The sequence below is a fragment of the Caldovatus sediminis genome, assembly GCF_014644455.1.
Classification (GTDB): Bacteria; Pseudomonadota; Alphaproteobacteria; order Acetobacterales; family Acetobacteraceae; genus Caldovatus; species Caldovatus sediminis.
On record NZ_BMKS01000002.1, the window covers coordinates 300,990 to 321,268 of the forward strand.

Below are 20,279 nucleotides of genomic sequence, written 5' to 3' on the forward strand. Positions count from 1 at the left end.
CCGCTGGCGGCGCCCGCCCCGGATCCGCTAGGCTCTTCGCGCCATGGCCGACGCCGCAGAGCCGCGCATCGCCACCTACGCCGAGTTCTGGCCGTACTACCTGCGCGAGCACGCGCAGCCGGCGACGCGCCTGGTCCATGTGGTCGGCACGGTGGCGGGAGTGCTGCTGCTGCTCTGGGCACTGATCCTCGGCCCGCTCTGGCTGCTGCTGCTGGTCCCGGTCGTCGGCTACGGCCTCGCCTGGGGCTCGCACTTCGCGATCGAGCGCAACCGCCCCGCCACCTTCACCTATCCGCTCTGGTCGCTGTGGAGCGACCTGCGCATGGCGGCGCTGTTCCTGACCGGCCGGCTGGAGCCGGAGCTGCGCCGGGCGGGGCTCGGCATCGCCTCGGCGGGCGGCGGCACCGGCGCCTGAGGCGCGTGGCGCGCCGCGCCAGGGGGAATGCCGCGGACCCGTTGCGCCGGCGCGATGGCGCGACCATCTCCTCTGCCTGCCGCCGCGGTGCGCCGACGAGCGCGGCGCCCGGCCCCGGCTCCCGTCAAGGAGGCGCGCGCGATGTCGTCCCGTCGGTCCGTGTCGCCGCCTGCCGCGGCGCTGCTCCTTGCCCTCGCGGCAGCGCATCCCGTGCTGGCGCAGGGGGATGCGGCGCCCGCGCCGGGATCCCTGCCGCCGCCGATCCCCCGCGCCGAGCCGCCGCCACCCGAGCCGCCGGGCCTCGGCGAGCGCGCCGGCGCCGCTCTCGACCGCGCCGTGACCGCCACCGGCGAGGCGGTCGGGCGCGCCGCCGAGTCCGCCGGAACGACGGCCGGCCGGGCGGCGGAGGCGGCCGCCGGCGCGGCCGGCCGTGCCGCCCGCGCCACCGGCAGCACGCTGGAGCGCGCCGGCGAGTGGCTCCAGCGCCAGGGCGACAGGCTGGAGCCGGAGGGCCGGCGTCAGCCGTAGGAGCGCGCAGCCGCCGCGGCTGCCCGCCCGACCCGCAACGCCGGCGGTACCGAGCCGGCAATCTCGCCGGTGACGGAGATGCTCACCACGGCCGGCATGACCCTCTGCGCGAGCGCGGCGAAGTCCGGCACGAGCTGCGTCGCGGCACCGCGCGTCGTCACCGGCAGCGCCTGGGGGGCGGGCGGGACGGCCGCCGGCCGGGCCTCGGACCTTTGCGCGGGCGTCGGCGGTGGCGGCGCCTCGGGCTCCGGGTCGTCGCAGCCGCCGGCGGCGAGAAGGACGAGCGCGAGGAGGAGGCGGGCGACCGGCGCGGCGGCGCGCGGCCGGGGAGGCGGGGGCGGTCTCGTGCCTCGGCGGGCGATCCTTCCTGCGGCGGCGGGCGGAACGGGACGCCGCGCCCGGAGCAGGCGCCGGAGGCGCCGGCACATCCTCGCCCGCGGCAACGCGCCATGCCGGCCCCGGTCCCCGCGCGGCCATCCTACTGCACCGCGAACTTCACCGCCGACAGCGCCGCGATCAGCCACACCGCGCCGGACACCTCCGCGGCGCGCCCCGCCATCGTCTTCACCGCCGCGTGCACGATGAACCCGAGCCCGATCCCGGTCGCGATCGAGAAGGTGAAAGGCATGGCGAGCGCGGTGACGATCGCCGGCATGTAGTCGGTCGCATCCTCCCAGCCGATGTCGCCGAGCGCCCGCCCCATCAGCAGCGCCACGAAGACGAGCGCCGGCGCGGTCGCGTAGCCGGGAATCGAGGTGGCGAGCGGCGCGAGGAACAGCGTCAGCAGGAACAGCGCCGCGACGGTGAGCGCGGTCAGCCCCGTGCGCCCGCCCGCCTGGATGCCGGCCGCGCTCTCGATGTAGCTGACCGTCGTCGAGGTGCCGAGCGTGGCGCCGACCATCGCGCCGGTCGAATCGGCCACCAGGGCGCGTCCGAGGTTCGGCACCGTGCCGTCCTTGCGCATCAGCCCCGCGCGGTGGGTGGTGGCGATCAGCGTGCCGGTGTTGTCGAGCAGGTCCACCAGGAAGAAGGTGAAGACTATGCCGAGGATGCCGAGGGCGAGCGCCCCGGCGATGTCGAGCCGGAGGAAGGTCGGCGCGAGCGAGGGCGGCAGGTCCACGATCCCCCGGTAGGTCGTCAGCCCGAAGGGGATCCCCGCCGCGGCGGTGAGGAGGATGCCGAGCACGATCGCCCCCGGCACGCCGCGCGCGCTGAGGCCCGCGATCAGCAGGAATCCCGCGCAGGCGAGCAGGGTGGATGTCTCGCCGAGCGGCCCGAGCCCCACCAGCGTCGCCGGATGCGCCGCCACGAGCCCCATCCCGCGCAGCCCGATCAGGCCGAGGAAGAAGCCGATCCCGGCGGCGATGCCGAGCTTGAGCGACAGCGGGATGCCGTTGACCAGCCATTCCCGGACGCGCAGCACGGAGACGGCGAAGAACAGCAGGCCGCCCACGAAGACGGCCCCCAGCGCCACCTGCCAGGGCACGCCCATGCCCTGCACCACGGTGAAGGCGAAATAGGCGTTGAGCCCCATGCCCGGCGCCAGCGCGATCGGGAAGTTCGCCAGCAGCCCCATCAGCGCCGATCCGATCGCCGCGGCGAGGCAGGTCGCGACGAACGCCGCGCCGGGATCGATCCCGGCGGCGGCGAGGATCTGCGGATTGACCACGACGATGTAGGCCATCGTCAGGTAGGTCGCGAGGCCGGCCATCACTTCGGTGCGCGGCGTGGTGCCGCGCGCCGTCAGGCCGAAGAACCGATCCATTGCGGATTTCCCCCCTCGCGCGAATCGCCGCGCGAACCCTCGCAGTTTCCTCGCTGTAGGTCGTGCGGGAAGGCCCGATCGGGCGGGCGCGGCGCCAGGTCGTCCCCGCGGAGGCGAGTCGGTGCGGTCGCCATCTTGCCCCGCCGAGGCGCCCCGGGTCTTCCGGGAGAGGAGGGCGGCGCGCCGCTTGCCGGTTTTGGTCCCCGGACGCGGGCGGAATGATTGCGGGGCGAGGCGTCCGCTGTCGGGGATGTGTCCGGGCGGCGGCGCCTCGCGTCCTGCCTGCGTCTTGCGCGCCGGCTGCGCCGGGGCCGTCTCTTTCAGGGACCGTGACGGTCGCCGCCTTCCGCCCGGAGCCCTCGGCGGGGTTGGGGCGCCCGTCGTCGCGACGCCATGGAGGAGGAAATGACCGCGGGGCTCTGGACGCCGCCCGCGTGGTGGCGCAGCGCGTTGCCGCTTGCTCTCGTGCTGCTCCTGCCGGCGCCGTCGGGCGCCCTGGGCGGGCCGCAGGTGGCGGAGCCGCGCGGCATCGTCGTCCGGGAGCCCGCGAAGCCCTCCTTGCGCGTCGGGCCCCCGTCGCCGGCCGAGGCGGACCTCCGCCACCGCCCGATCCGGCAGCCCGCGGCGAAGGCGGCGCCCCAGGCCGCCGGCGGAATGCCGTCGCCGGGCCGTGCCGGCGGCGCGCTCCGGCCGATCGCGGCGCTTCCGCTCGACGGGGCGAAGCTGCTCGTCGGCGAGGTCGGCATCGCGCTCGCCTGGGCCGGCGGACAGCCGCCCTTCGAGGTCACGATCGCCACCGGCAAAGGGGAGGTGCTGGCGCGCAAGACGGTGCGGACGCGCGAGGTCCGGTTCCCGGACCTCGTCGTCCCCGCCGTGCCGCTCGTCGTGACGCTGCACGGGGCCGGCGGCCAGGCGATGACGGCGCGGCTCAACCCCGAGCGGCGCCTTCCGGCCGGCTTCCCGGCCGCGGCCGCGGCGGCCGCGCCGGTCGCGCACGCCATCGCGCTCTACGAGGAGGGCGGGCCGGAGTGGCGGCTCGAGGCGCTGCGGCGCCTGCTCGCCCGCGCGCCGCGCGACCCCCTGGCGGCGTGGGCGGCGCGGCGGATGCTCGAGGGGTCGCTGTAGCACCCGCGGCGGAAGTGGCCCCGCCGGCGACCTGCCGGCGGGGCCCTCCCATCGGAACCCGGAGCCGACGCGGCTCAGACCGAGTAGTACATCTCGAACTCGACCGGGTGCGGGGTGTGCTCGAAGCGGTACACCTCCCGCCACTTCAGCTCGATGTAGCCCTCGATCTGGTCCTTCGAGAACACGTCGCCGGCGAGCAGGAACTCGTGGTCGGCCTCAAGCGACTGCAGCGCCTCCCGCAGCGAGCCGCACACCGTCGGGATGCCCTTCAGCTCCTCCGGCGGCAGGTCGTAGAGGTCCTTGTCCATCGGGTCGCCCGGGTGGATGCGGTTCCTGATGCCGTCGAGCCCGGCCATCAGCATCGCGGCGAAGGCGAGGTAGGGGTTGGCGCCCGGATCGGGGAACCGCACCTCGACGCGCTTCGCCTTCGGGCTGGTGGCGTAGGGGATGCGGCAGGAGGCGGAGCGGTTGCGGGCCGAATAGGCCAGCAGCACGGGGGCCTCGAAGCCCGGGATCAGCCGCTTGTAGCTGTTGGTCAGCGGATTGGTGAAGGCGTTGAGCGCCTTGGCGTGCTTGATGATGCCGCCGATGTAGTAGAGCGCCGTCTCCGAGAGGTCGGCGTAGCCGTTGCCGGCGAACAGCGGCTTGCCGTCCTTCCAGATGCTCTGGTGGACGTGCATGCCGGAGCCGTTGTCGCCGTAGATCGGCTTCGGCATGAAGGTCGCGGTCTTGCCGTAGCTGTGCGCGACGTTGTGGATCACGTACTTGTAGATCTGCATGTGATCGGCGATGCGCACCAGCGGGCCGAACTTCATGCCGAGCTCGTGCTGGCTCTGCGCCACCTCGTGGTGGTGCTTCTCGATCACCACGCCCATCTCGCCCATGGTGGAGAGCATCTCGGCGCGCAGGTCGCTCTCGCTGTCCACCGGCGGGACCGGGAAGTAGCCGCCCTTGACGCTCGGGCGGTGGCCCATGTTGCCCTCGGGGTAGTCCTTCAGGCTGGCGCCCGGGCCCTCGACCGAGTCGAGCTGGTAGATGCCGAAATTGCCGCCGGTGCCGAACTTCACCGAGTCGAAGACGAAGAACTCCGCCTCCGGCCCGAAATAGGCGACATCGCCGATGCCGCTGCTCTTCAGGTAGGCCTCGGCCTTCTTCGCCGTGCCGCGCGGGTCGCGGTTGTAGAGCTGTCCGGTGGATGGCTCGATGATGTCGCAGAACAGGATCAGCGAGGGCTTGGCCGCGAACGGATCCATGCAGGCCGTCTCGGGGTCCGGCATCAGGACCATGTCGGACTCGTTGATCGCCTTCCAGCCGGCGATCGAGGAGCCGTCGAACATCACCCCGCTCTCGAACACCTCGTCGTCGATGGTCGAGACGTGCTGGGCGGTGTGCTGCCACTTGCCGCGGGGGTCCGTGAACCGGAAGTCCACGTACTCCACGCTGTGCTCCTTGATCATCTCCATCACCTTGGAGACGCCGCCGTTCGGGTTGGCGCCTCCTGCGGGCTTCTTCGCCATGTGGTGCGGTCCTCTATCCCCTGCTGGTGTCCTGTCTTGCCGATCGCCGGCGGCGCGGCGCGCCGACACCCGCGCGCGCCGCCGCCTGCCTGCCGCCCTGCCGCGCGTCCCCTGCGGGGGCTCGCCGCGCGGGCGGCGTCGCCGTTGCGGTCAGACCGCGTCCTCGCCCCGTTCGCCGGTGCGGATGCGGATGACCTCCTGGACCTCGCTAACAAATATCTTGCCATCGCCGATGCGGCCGGTGCGCGCGGCCTGCTGGATCGCCTCGATGGCCCGCTCGGCCAGGTCGTCCGAGCAGACCACCTCGATCTTCACCTTCGGCAGGAAGTCCACGACGTACTCGGCGCCGCGATAGAGCTCGGTGTGGCCCTTCTGGCGGCCGAAGCCCTTCGCCTCCACCACCGTCAGGCCCTGCAGGCCGATCTCGTGCAGCGCGTCCTTCACCTCGTCGAGCTTGAAGGGCTTGATGATGGCCTCGATCTTCTTCATCGCCTGTGCCTGGCCTGCCTCCCGCTCGCATCCCGCACCCGCGCGCGCCGTCCGTGCGCGCCGGACGGCGCGCGGCCGGTCCGGTTCCACGGAGCGGCCTGCCTCGCCCCCGCCGGTCGGGGGCGGCGGAGGCGGGGCGGGTATCGCACGCGGCATGCCGCGGCTTCAATCGGGCGGAAGACGGGAATTTTCGTCCGCGAGGCACGGATCTGCCCTCTTCTGCGGCAACATGCCCAACGAGAAGGCAGCCGCTGCCTCCCGGGCGTCAGGGCCGCGCCCTCCGGCCAGGGGGCGAGTTGCGGCTCCCCATGCCGCCCCTATGATGCGCCGCCGGCAGCTCCGGTCCGGTGCGCGGACCCGCGCGCGCCTGCGCGCGAATCCGGCCGTCGGCCGGCCGGGCCGACCCGCCCGCTTCCAGCGACGAAACGGAAAGACGCCGGCGATGCAGCCGCAGAACGCCCTCCTCTCCGCCACGGGCACCACGATCTTCACCGTGATGAGCGCGCTCGCCCTCGAGCACGGCGCGATCAACCTCGGCCAGGGCTTCCCCGACTACGACGGCCCCTCGGACGTGATCCACGCCGCCGCCGCCGCGCTGCTCGACGGGCGCAACCAGTACCCGCCGCTGACCGGCGTGCCGGAGCTGCGCCGCGCCGTCGCCCACCACAACCGCCGCTTCTACGGGCTCGAGGTGGACCCGGACGCCGAGGTCGTCGTCACCTCCGGCGCCACCGAGGCGATCACCGCCTGCCTGATGGCCGTGCTCAACCCCGGCGACGAGTGCGTGCTGATCGAGCCGCTCTACGACACCTACCTGCCGGTGGTGAGGCTGCTCGGCGCCGTGCCGAGGCTGGTGCGGCTCGAGCCGCCGAAGTGGGAGCTGCCGCGCGCCGCGCTCGCCGCCGCCTTCGGGCCGCGGACCAAGGCGATCCTCCTCAACACGCCGATGAACCCGACCGGCAAGGTGTTCACCGCGGCCGAGCTCGCCTTCCTCGCCGAGCTGATCCGGCGCCACGACTGCTACGCGATCTGCGACGAAGTGTATGAGCACCTCACCTTCGACGGCTGGCGGCACATCCCGCTGATGACCCTGCCCGGGATGCGCGCGCGCTCGATGCGCATCGGCTCGGCCGGCAAGACCTTCAGCCTGACGGGGTGGAAGGTCGGCTACGTCACCTGCGACCGCTCGCTCGCCGGCAACGTCGCCAAGGCGCACCAGAACCTCACCTTCACCACGCCGCCCAACCTGCAGCGCGGGGTCGCGGTCGGGCTGATGAAGGACGACGCCTACTTCGCCGCGATCGGCCCGCAGCTCCAGGCGCGGCGCGACCGGCTCGCCGCCGGGCTCGCGCGGCTCGGCTTCGGCGTGCTGGAGACGCGGGGGAGCTACTTCATCAGCGCCGATTTCCGCCCCCTCGGCTTCGACGGCGACGACGTGGCCTTCTGCCGGACGATCACCGAGGAGGCGAAGGTCACGGCGATCCCCGTCACCGCCTTCTACGCCAGCGACGACCCGCCGCGGCACTACGCCCGCTTCGCCTTCTGCAAGGGCGAGGCGGTGCTGGACGAGGCGCTGGCGCGGCTCGAGCGCTGGATCGCGCAGCGGCGGCAGCCGGGGCGCCGCGCCGCGGCGGGATAGCGGGGCGCGCGCCGGCGAGGGCCGGCCGGCCCGGGCGGGAGCCGCCGGATGGCGACCTCTCCCCCCGACGGGCGCACGCCGGCGGGATCGCCCGCCTCGCCTTCGCGGCGGCGGTCGTTCGGCCGCGGCAGTGTTGACGCTGGCCGGGCGGAGGCCCTATCTCCGCGCCGTCCCGGCAGCCGGCCCCTGGCGCCGCTGCGGACGCCCGGCGGCGGCCTTAGCTCAGTTGGTAGAGCGCCAGGTTGTGGTCCTGGATGTCACGGGTTCGAATCCCGTAGGTCGCCCCATCCCCATCCCCGTTGCGCGGCTCCTCCGCCCCGGCGACAGTCCGCCCCGCCGACCACCACCGAGACGATCCCGGAGGCGTCCCATGCAGCTCACCCTGAACGGCCGCACGGCCCTGATCACCGGCGGCTCCAAGGGCCTCGGCCTCGCCATCGCCAAGGCCTATGCCGGCGCCGGCGGCCACGTCGCGCTCGTCGCGCGCGGCGCCGAGGCCCTCAGCAAGGCCGAGGCGGAGGTCAGGGCGGCCGCAGCGCCCGGCGTGAAGGTCGCCGCCATCCCCGCCGACATCTCCACCGCGGACGGATGCGAGCGCGCCTTCGGCGCGACGCAGGACGCCCTCGGGCAGGTGGACATCCTGGTCAACAACGCCGGCACCTCGCAGCGCGGGCCGTTCCTCGAGATCTCCGACGCGCTCTGGCAGGCCGATCTCGACCTCAAGCTGTTCGCCGCGATCCGGCTGACGCGGCTGGCCTTCCCGGGCATGCAGGCCCGCAGGTGGGGGCGGATCATCAACGTGCTCAACATCGGCGCCAAGGCGCCGCTCGCCGCCAGCGCGCCGACCTCGGTGACCCGCGCGGCGGGGATGGCGCTGACCAAGGTGCTGGCGAACGAGGGCGCGCCGCACAACGTCCTCGTCAACGCGCTGCTCGTCGGCATCATCGAGTCCGACCAGTGGGTGCGCCGCTTCGCCCAGGAGAAGCGCGACATCTCCTGGGAGGACTGGAAGGCGGAGCAGGGCAAGGCCGTGCCGCTCGGCCGCATCGGCAAGGCGGAGGAGTTCGCCGCCATGGCGCTGCTGCTGGTGAGCGAGCAGTGCGGCTACGTGACCGGCACGGCGATCAACGTGGACGGCGGGCGCAGCCCGGTCGTCTAGGAGAAGGGGACGATGGCGGAGCGGGACCTCACCGTCGGCATCGCCGGCCTCGGCGCGATCGGGCTGCATCTGGCGCGCGCCCTGGATGCGGGCGTGGAGGGGCTGCGCCTGGTCGCCGTCGCCGCCCGCGACCGGGCGAAGGCGGAGCGCAGCCTCGCCGGCTTCCGCCAGCCGCCGGCGGTCGTCGGCCTCGGCGAACTCGCCGAGCGCGCGGACGTGGTCGTGGAGGCCGCGCCCGCCGCGGTGTTCGAGGAGGTGGCGCGCGCCGCCATCGCGCGCGGGCGCATCTTCATGCCGGCCTCGGTCGGCGCCCTGCTGCCGCGCATGCGCCTGGTCGAGGAGGCGCGGCGCACCGGGGCGCGCATCATCGTCCCGACCGGCGCGCTGCTCGGCCTCGACGCCGTGCGCGCCGCCGCCGAGGGCCCGGTCGAGAGCGTCACCATCGAGACGCGCAAGCCGCCGCGCGGCCTCGCCGGCGCGCCCTACCTGGAGCGCCACGGCATCGACGTGGCCGCGATCACCGCCCCGACCCGCGTCTTCCAGGGCAACGCCTTCGACGCGGCGCAGGGCTTCCCGGCCAACGTCAACGTCGCCGCCGCGCTCGCCCTCGCCGGCATCGGGCCGGAGCGGACGCGGGTGGAGATCTGGGCCGATCCCGGCGTGACGCGCAACATGCACACGATCCGCGTCGAGGCCGAGGCGGCGCGCCTGACCATGACGATCGAGAACGTGCCGAGCGAGGAGAACCCCCGCACCGGCCGGATCACGCCGCTCTCCATCCTCGCCTGCCTGCGCGGGCTGACCAGCACGCTCAGGGTCGGCAGCTAGGGTCGCGCCGGCCGGCCGCCGCGAACGCGCCGCCCGGGCCCGCGTTGAGCCGCCGCGGCGGATCGGCGCCGCGGGAGGTGGAGCCATGCCCAGGTGCGATCAGTGCGGCAACGACTACGACAAGGCCTTCCAGCTCACGAAGGAGGGCCGGACCTGGACCTTCGACAGCTTCGAGTGCGCGATCCAGGCCGTGGCGCCGACCTGCGCGAATTGCGGCGTGCGCATCGCCGGCCACGGCGTGGAGGAGGGCGGGCAGATCTATTGCTGCGCGCATTGCGCCCGCCAGAAGGGCGCGCAGGCGGTGAGGGACCGGGCCTGAGGCGCGCGCCGCCCGCCTCGGCGCCCGGCCGGCCGCGGCGGTCCGCGGTGCACGCCGCCTGCGCCGCGCGCTTGCGCGCGGCCCGTGCTTGCGCCATATCCCCGCCGCCGGCCCGGCTCCCGCGACCGGGGCGGCAAATCCGCACGCGGCGCGCCCTTCCTGCAACCCCAGGCGAGGGTCCGGTCCCCGAAGGGGGAGGCGCCGCGGAGGCCCAACCGGACCAGACAGGAAGGAGTCTCGCCCGATGGCGATGCCCGAGGTTTCCCTGCGCCAGCTGCTCGAGGCCGGCGTCCACTTCGGCCACCACACGCGGCGGTGGAACCCGAAGATGGCGCCCTACATCTTCGGCGTGCGCAACCAGGTCCACATCCTGGACCTGCAGCAGACCGTGCCGATGCTCGACCGCGCGCTGCGCGCGATTCGCGACGTGGTCGCGGCCGGCGGGCGGGTGCTGTTCGTCGGCACCAAGAAGGCCGCCGCCGAGTACGTCGCCGAGGCTGCCCGGCGCTGCGGCCAGTACTACGTGAACCACCGCTGGCTCGGCGGCATGCTGACCAACTGGAAGACCATCACCGGCTCGATCAAGCGCCTGCGCCAGATGGAGGAGCAGCTCGCCGGCAACGTCCAGGGCCTGACCAAGAAGGAGATCCTGATGCTGACGCGCGAGCGCGACAAGCTCGAGCGCGCGCTCGGCGGCATCAAGGAGATGGGCGGCCTGCCCGACATCCTGTTCGTCATCGACACGGTGAAGGAGAAGCTCGCGATCGAGGAGGCCAACAAGCTCGGCATCCCGGTCGTGGCGGTGGTCGACTCCAACTCCGACCCCTCCGGCGTCGCCTATCCGATCCCCGGCAACGACGACGCGATCCGCGCCATCAACCTCTATTGCGACCTGGTGGCCGCCGCCGTGCTCGACGGCATCTCGGCCGAGCTGCAGGCCTCGGGCGTGGATCTCGGCGCCGCCGCCGAGCCGCTGCCGGAGGAGCTTCCGCCCGAGACGGCGGGCGGCGAGCCGCTGTTCGAGGGCGAGGCGCCGGGCCGGGCGCTGGCCGCGATGGATCGCGAGGACCTGGAGCGCGAGCTGCGCGAGGAGATCGCCCAGTCGCGCCGCGGCGAGGGCGAGGGCGAGGCCCGGCCGGGCCGGGGCTGAGGCCGCAAGCAACCACACGGGAGACGACACGCCATGGCCGAGATCACGGCGGCGATGGTCCGCGACCTGCGCGAGAAGACCGGCGCGGGCATGATGGACTGCAAGAAGGCGCTCAGCGAGACCGGCGGCGACATGGAGGCCGCGGTGGACTGGCTGCGCAAGAAGGGCCTCTCGGCCGCGGCCAAGAAGAGCGGCCGCGTCGCCGCCGAGGGGCTGATCGGCGTCGCCAGCGGCCCCAAGGTCGCCGGCATGGTCGAGGTCAACGCCGAGACCGACTTCGTCGCCCGCAACGAGCTGTTCCAGAACTTCGTCGCCGAGGTGGCGGGCCTCGTGCTCTCGGTCGGCGAGGACGTGGAGGCGCTGAAGCGCGCCACCTATCCCGGCACCACCCACACGGTGCAGGACGAGCTGACGCGCCTGATCGCCACCATCGGCGAGAACATGACGATCCGCCGCGCCCGTCGGCTGCAGGTGCCGAGCGGCGCGGTCGCGACCTACGTGCACAACGCGGTCCGGCCGGGCCTCGGCCGGATCGGCGTGCTGGTGGCGATCGAGGGGCCGGGCGAGCTCGAGGCGCTCGAGACCCTCGGCCGGCAGGTCGGCATGCACGTCGCCGCCGCCCGGCCCGAGGCGCTCGACATCGGCGGCATCGACCCCTCCGCGCTGGCGCGGGAGAAGGCGGTGCTGGCCGAGCAGGCGCGCGCCTCCGGCAAGCCGGAGAACATCATCGAGAAGATGGTCGAGGGCCGGATCCGCAAGTACTACGAGGAGGTCGTCCTGCTCGAGCAGGTCTGGGTCCACGACGGCGAGAGCCGGGTGAAGGAGGTGGCGCGCAAGGCCGGGGTGAACATCGTCGGCTTCGCCCGCTTCCAGCTCGGCGAGGGCATCGAGCGGCCGGCGAGCGACTTCGCCGCCGAGGTCGCCGCCGCCGCGGGTTCGGCGGCCGGCGGCCCCTGACAGCTCCGCAGGCGCGCGCCGCCCGCGCGCCCGGTCGGCCTTGGTCCGGCCGGGCGGCTTTGCCTTGCCCGCCCCCGGGGCGCTGCCTATGGTGCCCCGCCCGATGGATCGCTGTTCCGGGCCCGCCGAAGGCCTCGCAAGACCGATGACAGCCGCCAAGCCGCCCGCCTACAAGCGCGTTCTGCTCAAGGTCTCCGGCGAGGCCCTGATGGGCGAGCGCGAGTACGGACTCGACACCGCGACCTGCCGGCGGATCGCCGAGGACGTGAAGGGCGTGGTGGATCTCGGCGTCCAGGTCTGCCTCGTCATCGGCGGCGGCAACATCTTCCGCGGCGTCTCCGCCGCCGCCGCCGGCATGGACCGCGCGCAGGCCGACTATATGGGCATGCTGGCGACGGTGATGAACGCGCTCGCCATGCAGTCCGCCCTCGAGAGCATCGGCGTCGTCACCCGCGTGCAGTCGGCGATCCCCATGGCCTCGGTCTGCGAGCCCTACATCCGCCGCCGCGCCGAGCGGCACATGGAGAAGGGCCGCGTCGTCATCTTCGCCGCCGGCACGGGCAACCCGTTCTTCACCACCGACACCGCGGCGGCGCTGCGCGCGGCCGAGATGCGCTGCGACGCCCTGTTCAAGGGCACCCAGGTGGACGGTGTCTATTCCGCCGACCCCCGCAAGAACCCGCGCGCGGAGCGCTACGAGCGGCTCACCTACCTCGACATGCTCGCGCGCGACCTGCAGGTGATGGACGCTGCCGCGATCAGCCTCGCGCGCGAGAACAGGCTTCCGATCGTGGTCTTCAACATCCACGAGCCCGGCGCCTTCACCGCGGTGATGAAGGGCGAGGGGCGCTTCACCACCGTCGTCGAGCAGATCCAGTAGCAACCAGGGGGAGGGTCCGGTCATGCCCGCCGACCTCAAGACGCTGAAGCAGGACCTCCAGCGCCGGATGGACGGGGCGCTCGAGACGCTGAAGCGGGAATTCGCCGGGCTGCGCACGGGCCGCGCCAGCCCCGCGCTGCTCGAGCCGATCCGCGTCGAGGCCTATGGCGGCCAGCAGCCGCTCAACCAGGTCGCCAACATCTCGGTCGGCGGGCCGGCGATGCTCTCGGTCCAGGTCTGGGACAAGTCGCTCGTCAAGGCGGTGGAGAGCGCGATCCGCGAGGCCAATCTCGGCCTCAACCCGCAGACCGAGGGGCAGGTGATCCGCGTCCCCCTGCCGCCGCTGACCGAACAGCGCCGCAACGACCTGGTCAAGGCCGCGCACCGTTACGCCGAGGGCGCCCGCGTCGCCATCCGCGCCGTCCGGCGCGACGGCATGGAGCAGATCAAGGCCTGGGACAAGAAGCACGAGATCAGCGAGGACGACTCCCGGCGCTGGCACGACGAGGTGCAGAAGCTGACCGACCAGTACATCAGGAAGGTGGACGAGGCGCTGCACGAGAAGGAGAAGGACATCCGCCACGTCTGAGGGCGCGGCGGGACGCGCACGGAACCCCGATGGGCACGCAGGCACTCCTCAGGCGCCGCCGCGATCCATGGCGGACGGATTGAGCGCGCCGCCGCCCCCGCCGCCCTGCCCGGGGCCGCCGGCGCCTCCGGCCGGGGGCGTCGGCGCCGCGCCGTGCGCGGCCGCGCCGGCGGCGGCGCCCTTCCCGCCGCCGCCGGCCCATGTCGGCATCATCATGGACGGCAACCGCCGCTGGGCGGAGGCCCGCGGCCTGCCGGTCTCGCTCGGCCACAAGGCCGGGGCGGAGGCGGCGCGCCGGACCATCGAGGCGGCCGGGCGGATGGGCATCGCCTGGCTCACCCTGTTCGCCTTCTCCTCGGAGAACTGGCGCCGGCCGGTCGAGGAGGTGAGCGCGCTCACCGGCCTGCTCCGCCTCTACCTGCGCAGCGAGGTCGGGACCCTGGTCAAGGAGGGCGTCCGCCTGCGGGTGATCGGCGAGCACGCCCGCTTCGGCCCGGAACTCGCCCGCGCCATCGAGGCCGCGGAGGCCGCGACCGCGCACGGCACGCGGCTCAACCTCACCGTCGCGCTCTCCTATGGGGGGCGGGCGGAGATCCTCGCGGCGGCGCAGGCCGTCGCGCGCGCCGCGAAGGCCGGCTCGCTCGATCCCGAGGCGCTGGACGAGACCGCCTTCGCGGGATTCCTGCACACCGCCGGCATGCCCGATCCCGACCTCATCATCCGCACCTCGGGCGAGCAGCGGCTGTCGAACTTCCTGCTCTGGCAGGCCGCCTACGCCGAGTTCGTCTTCACCGAGGTGCTCTGGCCCGATTTCGGCGCCGACGACCTCGCCCGCGCGGTGGCCGAGTTCCACCGCCGCGAGCGCCGCTACGGCGTGCGCTGCGCCGCAACCGGGGGGGGCGCCCCGACGGTGGCGCGCCCGGTCCCTGCGCCCCAGGGGGCGTCGGGGCCGTCCGAGGCCGTCGCCGCGCCGCCCGGGCCCTTGCCGCCGGCGGCGCTGGCGGGCTGACATGGGCGCCGCCGCCGCCGGTGGGGGTGGGCCGCCCGTCGCGCCTTCCGAAGGCGCGGCCCGGCGCTGGGCCGACCTCCGCAAGCGCGTGCTCTCGGCGCTGGTGCTCGGCCCGGCCGCGCTCGCCGCGATCTGGCTCGGGGCGGCGCCCTGGACCGCGCTGGTCGCCGTCGCGGCCGCGGTGCTCGCCTGGGAGTGGGTGCGTCTCTGCGGGCTGAGCACGCGTGCGGTGCCCGGCATCGCGGTGCCGGCGACGGTGCTGGCGGCGGGAGGGCTGGCGGTCGCCGGTTGGCCGCTTGGCGGCCTCGGCCTGCTGGTCTTGGGCTTCGGCCTCACCTGGCTCGGCGCCGCCCGGCTGCCGCGGCGCGACGGCGCGGCCGTGCCGGCCGGTGCCCTGGCCGCGGGCGTGTTGTATATCGGCATCGCCGGCCTCGCCTTGATCGTGTTGCGGGACGACAACGACGCAGGGCGCGCGAATGTGCTATTTGTTTTCCTGGTGGTCTGGGCGAGCGACATCGGCGCCTACATGGCCGGCCGCGCGCTGGGCGGACCGAAGCTCGCGCCCGCGGTCTCCCCGAACAAGACCTGGTCGGGTGCCGTGGGCGGCCTGGCCGCGGCGGTGCTCGTCGGCACCGCCGCCGCCGCGGTCCTGGCGCCGGGAGGAGAAGTGTGGCGGAGCATGGCGGTGGCGGCGTTGCTCGGCGTGATGGCGCAGGCGGGCGACCTCCTGGAGAGCTGGATCAAGCGCCGGTTCCGGGTGAAGGACACGTCGCGCCTGATCCCCGGCCACGGCGGGCTCCTCGACCGGCTGGACGGGGTGCTGGCCGCGGCGCCGGTGGCCGCGCTGCTGGCCTGGACGCTCGGCCAGGGGACGCCGCTCTGGCGATGAGCGCGCTGGCCGGCAACGCGGGCGCCGTCCGCGACGGCGCGGCGCCGCGCCGCGTCAGCCTGCTCGGCAGCACCGGCTCGGTCGGGCGCAGCACCGCCGCGCTGCTCGAGGCCGCGCCGCCGGGCGCCTTCGTGGTGGAGGCGCTGGTCGCGGGGCGGGACGCCGCCGCACTCGCGGCCCAGGCGGTCCGGCTCGGCGCCCGCCAGGCGGTGCTTGCCGATCCCGCGGGCTATGCCGAGCTGCGCGAGGCGCTCTCCGGCACCGGCATCCGCGTCGCCGCCGGCGCCGAGGCGGCGGAGGAGGCGGCCGCCAGCGCCGCCGACTGGACGATGGCGGCGATCGTCGGCGCCGCCGGGCTGCGCCCGACCCTCGCCGCGCTGCGCAACGGCGGCGTGCTCGCGCTGGCCAACAAGGAGAGCCTCGTCTGCGCGGGCGACCTCGTCGTGGCCGAGGCGCGCCGCGCCGGCGCCACCATCCTGCCCGTCGACTCCGAGCACAGCGCGATCTTCCAGGCGCTCGACGCGCGCGAGCCGGCCGCCGTCGAGAAGATCGTCCTCACCGCCTCCGGCGGGCCGTGCCGGCTGATGGACCAGGCGCAGATGGCGGCGGTGACGCCGGAGATCGCGGTGCGCCACCCGGTCTGGAACATGGGCGCCAAGATCAGCGTCGATTCCGCGACCATGATGAACAAGGGCCTCGAGCTGATCGAGGCCGCCCGCCTCTTCCCGGTGCCGGAGGAGCGGATCGAGGTGCTGGTCCACCCGCAGTCCGCGGTGCACGGCCTGGTGCAGTACGCCGACGGCTCGATCATCGCCCAGCTCGGCACGCCGGACATGCGCACGCCGATCGCCTACGCGCTCGCCTGGCCGCGGCGCATGGCGGTGGACCTGCCGCGGCTCGACCTCGCCGCGCTGGGGCGGCTCGAGTTCGCGGCGCCCGACCTGGCGCGCTTCCCGGCGCTGCGCCTCGCGCGCGAGGCCTTGCGAGCGGGCGGCGGCGCCCCCACCATCCTGAACGCGGCGAACGAGGCCGCGGTCCGGCTTTTCCTCGAGCGGCGCCTCGGTTTCCTCGACATCGCCGCGGTGGTCGAGGAGGTGCTCCTGCGGCTCGGCGCGCCGCCGGCGGAGGGCCTGGAGGCGATCCTCGCCCTCGACGCGGCGGCGCGGCAGGAGGCGCTGCGCTGTGCCGCCGCACGGCGGGCGCGGGCGGCGTGAGCCGCCGGCCGGCCGTGGCGCGCGCCGCGCCGTGACGATCCCCGGTGCGCCCTGGCGGGCGTGCCGGACGCGCCTCCGCCCGAGTGCGGGCGGGATGCCCTCTGGAGACCTGATCCTTGGACCTGCTGCCCGACCCGTTCCGCACCATCCTCGCCTTCGTCGTGGTGCTCGGCGTGCTCGTGTTCTTCCACGAGCTCGGCCACTACCTCGCGGCGCGCTGGCGCGGCGTGCACGTGGAGACCTTCTCGATCGGGTTCGGGCGGCCGCTCTGGTCCTGGACCGACCGTCGCGGCACCAACTGGCGCGTCGCCTGGCTCCCGCTCGGGGGCTACGTGAAGCTGCACGGCCAGGAGCATCCCGGCGTCGAGATCCCTCCCGAGCAGCGGGCGCGCTACCGTCCCGGCGAGACCTTCCACGACAAGCCGGTGCGCGACCGCGCGATCGTGGTCGCGGCCGGTCCGATCGCCAATTTCGTGCTCGCGGTCGTCCTGTTCGCCGCCCTGTTCGGCACCGTCGGCGTTCCCTCGGGCGGCACGGTCATCGGCTCCGTCGTCGAGGGCTCGGCCGCCGAGCGCGCCGGCCTGCGGCCGGGGGACCGCATCATCGCCCTCGACGCCGAGCCGGTGACGCGCTTCGACGAGGTGCAGCGCTACGTGCAGCCGCGCGCCGGCGTGCCGATCGAGATCCGCGTCCGGCGCGGCGGCGAGGCGGCGGACGGCGGCGAGGTGCTGACGCTGCGCGCGGTGCCCGAGGCGCGGAACGGACCGGCGGGGGTCGGCGTGCTCGGCATCACCGGCGGGGCGGTGGTGTACGAGCGGCTCGATCCCTTCCGCGCCGTCTGGTCCGGGGTGGTCCACACCGCGAGCGTGACCGGGCAGACCCTGGCCGGGGTCTGGCAGATGATCGCCGGCCACCGCGGCACGGAGGAGCTGGGCGGGCCGCTGCGCATCGCCCAGCTCTCGGGCCAGGTGGCGGAGATGGGCTGGGTGAGCCTCGTCAGCTTCATCGCCATCCTCTCGATCAACCTGGCGCTGATCAACCTGTTCCCGATCCCGATCCTCGACGGCGGCCACCTGGTGTTCTACGCGATCGAGGCGGTGCGCGGCCGCCCGCTGCCGCCGCGGGCGCAGGAGATCGGGTTGCGCGCCGGATTCGCCCTGCTGATCACGCTGTTCCTGTTCGTCACCTGGAACGATCTCGTGCAGTGGGGCCTGTTCCGCTGGATCGCGGGAATCGGCGGCTGAGGAGGCGCGCCCCGGTTTCGGGGACACGCGCCGCCGCCTGACGCGGGCGCGGGTGCCGCGAGGGGGCGCCGTCGCCCGCCTCCGGCCGGAGCCGGGCGCGGCGCGCGGGCACGGGGCGCCGCTCAAGGGGGTGGCGGGTCATCACCGACCCGGTTAGTGTGCCGCCCCTCCGCAACCCCTGCTTTCGGGTCCGAGTCGCTTGCAAGCCCTGCTCCGCGCTCTCCTCCCGCTCGCCCTCGCGCTCGTCCTGGTCGCCCCGCCGGGGGCGGAGGCGCAGCAGCGCGGCCGGCCCGCGGCGCCGTCCCCCGCCGCCCAGCAGCGCCCGGCGGCGCCCGCGGGCACCGTCCAGGCCATCGAGGTGCGGGGCAACCAGCGCATCGAGGCCGACACGGTGCGCAGCTACATGCTGCTCCAGCCCGGCGACCCGATCGACCCGGAGCGGCTCGACCGGTCGCTGCGCACCCTCTTCGCCACCGGCCTGTTCCGCGACGTGGAGATCGGCGTCGACGGCAACCGGGTGATCGTGCGGGTGGTGGAGAACCCGATCGTCAACCGCGTCGCCTTCGAGGGCAACCGGCGGGTCTCGGACGACGTGCTGCGCGGCGAGGTGACGCTCCGCCCGCGCGCCGTCTTCACCCCGGCCGCGGCGCAGTCCGACCGCAACCGCATCCTCGAGCTCTACGCCCGGCGCGGGCGCTTCGCGGCGCAGGTGGAGCCGAAGATCATCGAGCTCGACCAGAACCGCGTGGACGTGGTGTTCGAGATCGTCGAGGGCGAGGCGGCGCTGGTCGCGCGCATCAATTTCGTCGGCAACCGCGCCTTCTCCGACAGCCGGCTGAAGGAGATCATCGCGACGCGCGAGGCGGCCTGGTACCGCCCCTTCACCACTGCCGACACCTACGACCCGGACCGGCTGAACTTCGACCGCGAGCTGCTGCGCCGCTACTACCTGCGCAACGGCTACGCCGACGTGCAGGTGACGGGCGCGACCGCCGAGCTGGCGCCCGACCGCTCCGGCTTCTTCGTCACCTACACCATTGACGAGGGGCCGCGCTACCGGATCGGCAGGGTCGAGCTGGTCTCCCGGCTGCGCAATTTCGATGCCGAGACGGTGCGCGGCGTGATACCGGTCTCCGAGGGCGAGTGGTACGACGGCGACGCGGTCGAGCGGGCCGAGCAGGCCCTGGCCGAGGCCATCCAGATGCGCGGCTTCCCCTTCGTCGAGGTGACGCCGCGCGTCGAGCGCGACCGGGAGGCGCGGCGCATCAACCTCACCTTCGAGATCGGCGAGGGCCCGCGCGCCTACATCGAGCGCATCGAGATCACCGGCAACACCCGCACCCTCGATCGCGTGATCCGGCGCGAGTTCCGCCTCGCCGAGGGGGATCCCTTCATCCCGGCCCAGATCCGCCGCTCCCGCCAGCGGATCCGCGAGCTGGGCTACTTCTCCGCCGCCGACATCACCGTCACGCCGGGCAGCGCGCCCGACCGGGTGGTGCTCAACACCGAGGTCACGGAGCGCGCCACCGGCGAACTCTCCTTCGGCGGCGGCTACGCGACCGACGCGGGCTTCCTCGCCGACCTCGGGCTGCGCGAGCGCAACCTGCTCGGCACCGGCATCGACGCGCGCATCAACCTGACGCTGGCGCAGCGGCGCAGCCAGGTGGACATCTCCGTCACCGACCCGGCCTTCCTCGAGCGGAACCTCGCCGCCGGCTTCGACCTCTTCGCGGTGCAGCGCAACCTGCTGACCATCGCCTCCTACGAGGAGCGGCGCTATGGCGGCGCACTGCGCATCGGCTACGAGTTCAACGAGCACCTGCGCCAGTCGTGGGCCTACACGCTGGTCGAGCGCAACGTCTACAACGTCCAGCCCGATGCCAGCCGGTTCATCCAGGAGCAGCGGGGCAAGACGCTGCTCTCCCAGATCGGCCAGACCCTGACCTACGACCGCCGCGACAGCCGGATCGAGCCACGCTCGGGATACGTGGTGCGGCTCGGCGTCGATCTCGCGGGGCTCGGGGGGGACGTCGCCTACGTCCGCGGCCGCCTCGACGGGGCCTACTACATTCCGCTCGAGCGCCTGCTCGGCGATCCCGACTACGTCATCGCCGTCTCGGCGGGCGTCGGCATCCTCGAGCCGTTCGGTGGCCGCGAGGACCGCATCGTGGACCGGTTCTTCCTCGGTGGCGAGAACCTGCGCGGCTTCGCCATCGGCGGCGCCGGCCCGCGCGACATCCTCACCGGGGACACGCTCGGCGGCCGTTTCATCTGGACGCAGAGCACGGAGTTCCGCTTCCCCCTGCCGCTGCCGCAGGAGGTCGGCCTCTCGGGTCGCGCCTTCGTGGACATCGGCTCGCTCTCCGGACTGCCCTCCTCGATCAGCGGCCCGACCGTGCGCGACGACGGGAGCCCGCGGGTCGGCGTCGGCGTTGGGGTTTCCTGGCGTAGCCCCTTCGGCGTGATCAACATTGATATTGCCCAGGCGGTGGTGAAGAAGGACTACGACGACACGCAGATCTTCCGCCTCGGCTTCGGCACCCGGTTCTAGCACCAGCCAGGA

At 74.0% G+C, this 20,279-nt stretch carries 20 protein-coding genes and 1 tRNA gene; 17 read left to right on the forward strand and 4 right to left on the reverse strand.

Annotated elements, in window-relative coordinates; all coding sequences use genetic code 11:
* Positions 1-43: 43 nt before the first annotated feature.
* Together IEX99_RS04165 and IEX99_RS04170 are read left to right on the forward strand one after the other, a co-directional pair.
* Positions 44-415: a DUF962 domain-containing protein gene (locus tag IEX99_RS04165; RefSeq protein WP_188898747.1), complete on the forward strand. Its 372-nt coding sequence runs from the start codon at positions 44-46 to the stop codon at positions 413-415.
* 141 nt (positions 416-556) lie between these two features.
* Positions 557-943 carry a hypothetical protein gene (locus IEX99_RS04170; RefSeq protein ID WP_188898748.1) on the forward strand — a complete coding sequence of 129 codons (387 nt, stop codon included), beginning with the start codon at positions 557-559 and terminating at the stop codon, positions 941-943.
* On the opposite strand, the gene IEX99_RS04175 is transcribed toward IEX99_RS04170, so the two are convergent.
* The gene (locus tag IEX99_RS04175) at positions 934-1,104 is read right to left on the reverse strand and encodes a hypothetical protein (RefSeq protein WP_188898749.1); all 171 of its coding nucleotides are present in this window, start codon (positions 1,102-1,104) and stop codon (positions 934-936) included. The two genes, IEX99_RS04170 and IEX99_RS04175, sit on opposite strands and share 10 nt — an antisense overlap.
* Before the next feature lie 317 nt (positions 1,105-1,421).
* A complete protein-coding gene (locus tag IEX99_RS04180) occupies positions 1,422-2,708 on the reverse strand; it encodes an NCS2 family permease (protein WP_188898750.1) in 1,287 nt (428 codons plus the stop codon).
* A gap of 405 nt (positions 2,709-3,113) precedes the next feature.
* On the opposite strand from IEX99_RS04180, the gene IEX99_RS04185 reads away from it, so the two are divergent.
* Positions 3,114-3,833, forward strand: coding sequence for a hypothetical protein (locus IEX99_RS04185; RefSeq protein ID WP_188898751.1), 720 nt, complete (start codon positions 3,114-3,116; stop codon positions 3,831-3,833).
* Positions 3,834-3,907: 74 nt separating this feature from the next.
* On the opposite strand, the gene glnA is transcribed toward IEX99_RS04185, so the two are convergent.
* Positions 3,908-5,350 (reverse strand): type I glutamate--ammonia ligase, encoded by a 1,443-nt coding sequence (gene glnA, locus IEX99_RS04190; protein ID WP_188898752.1) that lies wholly within the window; start codon positions 5,348-5,350, stop codon positions 3,908-3,910.
* A 150-nt stretch (positions 5,351-5,500) separates the two neighbouring features.
* A complete protein-coding gene (locus tag IEX99_RS04195; RefSeq protein ID WP_188898753.1) occupies positions 5,501-5,839 on the reverse strand; it encodes a P-II family nitrogen regulator in 339 nt (112 codons plus the stop codon).
* 442 nt (positions 5,840-6,281) lie between these two features.
* Here IEX99_RS04195 and IEX99_RS04200 point away from each other — a divergent pair, with 442 nt between their 5' ends.
* The 14 genes from IEX99_RS04200 (at position 6,282) to bamA (ending at position 20,267) form a co-directional block, all read left to right on the forward strand.
* Positions 6,282-7,478 carry an aminotransferase gene (locus IEX99_RS04200; protein WP_188898754.1) on the forward strand — a complete coding sequence of 399 codons (1,197 nt, stop codon included), beginning with the start codon at positions 6,282-6,284 and terminating at the stop codon, positions 7,476-7,478.
* A 211-nt stretch (positions 7,479-7,689) separates the two neighbouring features.
* Positions 7,690-7,765, forward strand: a tRNA-His gene (locus IEX99_RS04205).
* An 83-nt stretch (positions 7,766-7,848) separates the two neighbouring features.
* Positions 7,849-8,637: an SDR family NAD(P)-dependent oxidoreductase gene (locus tag IEX99_RS04210; protein WP_188898755.1), complete on the forward strand. Its 789-nt coding sequence runs from the start codon at positions 7,849-7,851 to the stop codon at positions 8,635-8,637.
* Between the two features lie 12 nt (positions 8,638-8,649).
* Positions 8,650-9,465, forward strand: a complete 816-nt coding sequence (locus IEX99_RS04215; protein WP_188898756.1) for an aspartate dehydrogenase — start codon at positions 8,650-8,652, stop codon at positions 9,463-9,465.
* A gap of 85 nt (positions 9,466-9,550) precedes the next feature.
* On the forward strand, positions 9,551-9,784 hold the full coding sequence (locus IEX99_RS04220; protein WP_188898757.1) for a hypothetical protein: 234 nt from the start codon (positions 9,551-9,553) through the stop codon (positions 9,782-9,784).
* A gap of 244 nt (positions 9,785-10,028) precedes the next feature.
* Complete coding sequence (rpsB, locus tag IEX99_RS04225; protein ID WP_229677796.1) at positions 10,029-10,934, forward strand: 30S ribosomal protein S2; 906 nt, start codon at positions 10,029-10,031, stop codon at positions 10,932-10,934.
* Positions 10,935-10,967: 33 nt separating this feature from the next.
* Entirely contained in the window at positions 10,968-11,891 is a 924-nt protein-coding gene (gene tsf / locus IEX99_RS04230) for a translation elongation factor Ts (RefSeq protein WP_188898758.1), read from the forward strand.
* 145 nt (positions 11,892-12,036) lie between these two features.
* Positions 12,037-12,771, forward strand: a complete 735-nt coding sequence (pyrH, locus tag IEX99_RS04235; protein ID WP_188898759.1) for a UMP kinase — start codon at positions 12,037-12,039, stop codon at positions 12,769-12,771.
* Positions 12,772-12,793: 22 nt separating this feature from the next.
* The gene (gene frr, locus IEX99_RS04240) at positions 12,794-13,360 is read left to right on the forward strand and encodes a ribosome recycling factor (RefSeq protein WP_188898760.1); all 567 of its coding nucleotides are present in this window, start codon (positions 12,794-12,796) and stop codon (positions 13,358-13,360) included.
* 67 nt (positions 13,361-13,427) lie between these two features.
* The gene (gene uppS, locus IEX99_RS04245) at positions 13,428-14,369 is read left to right on the forward strand and encodes a polyprenyl diphosphate synthase (protein WP_188898761.1); all 942 of its coding nucleotides are present in this window, start codon (positions 13,428-13,430) and stop codon (positions 14,367-14,369) included.
* Position 14,370: 1 nt separating this feature from the next.
* Positions 14,371-15,258, forward strand: a complete 888-nt coding sequence (locus IEX99_RS04250; protein ID WP_188898762.1) for a phosphatidate cytidylyltransferase — start codon at positions 14,371-14,373, stop codon at positions 15,256-15,258.
* The gene (gene dxr, locus IEX99_RS04255; protein WP_188898763.1) at positions 15,255-16,472 is read left to right on the forward strand and encodes a 1-deoxy-D-xylulose-5-phosphate reductoisomerase; all 1,218 of its coding nucleotides are present in this window, start codon (positions 15,255-15,257) and stop codon (positions 16,470-16,472) included. The genes IEX99_RS04250 and dxr overlap by 4 nt, the downstream gene beginning before the upstream one ends.
* A gap of 116 nt (positions 16,473-16,588) precedes the next feature.
* Positions 16,589-17,716 (forward strand): RIP metalloprotease RseP, encoded by a 1,128-nt coding sequence (gene rseP, locus IEX99_RS04260; protein ID WP_229677797.1) that lies wholly within the window; start codon positions 16,589-16,591, stop codon positions 17,714-17,716.
* A 199-nt stretch (positions 17,717-17,915) separates the two neighbouring features.
* On the forward strand, positions 17,916-20,267 hold the full coding sequence (bamA, locus tag IEX99_RS04265) for an outer membrane protein assembly factor BamA (protein ID WP_308421469.1): 2,352 nt from the start codon (positions 17,916-17,918) through the stop codon (positions 20,265-20,267).
* Positions 20,268-20,279 lie beyond the last annotated feature (12 nt).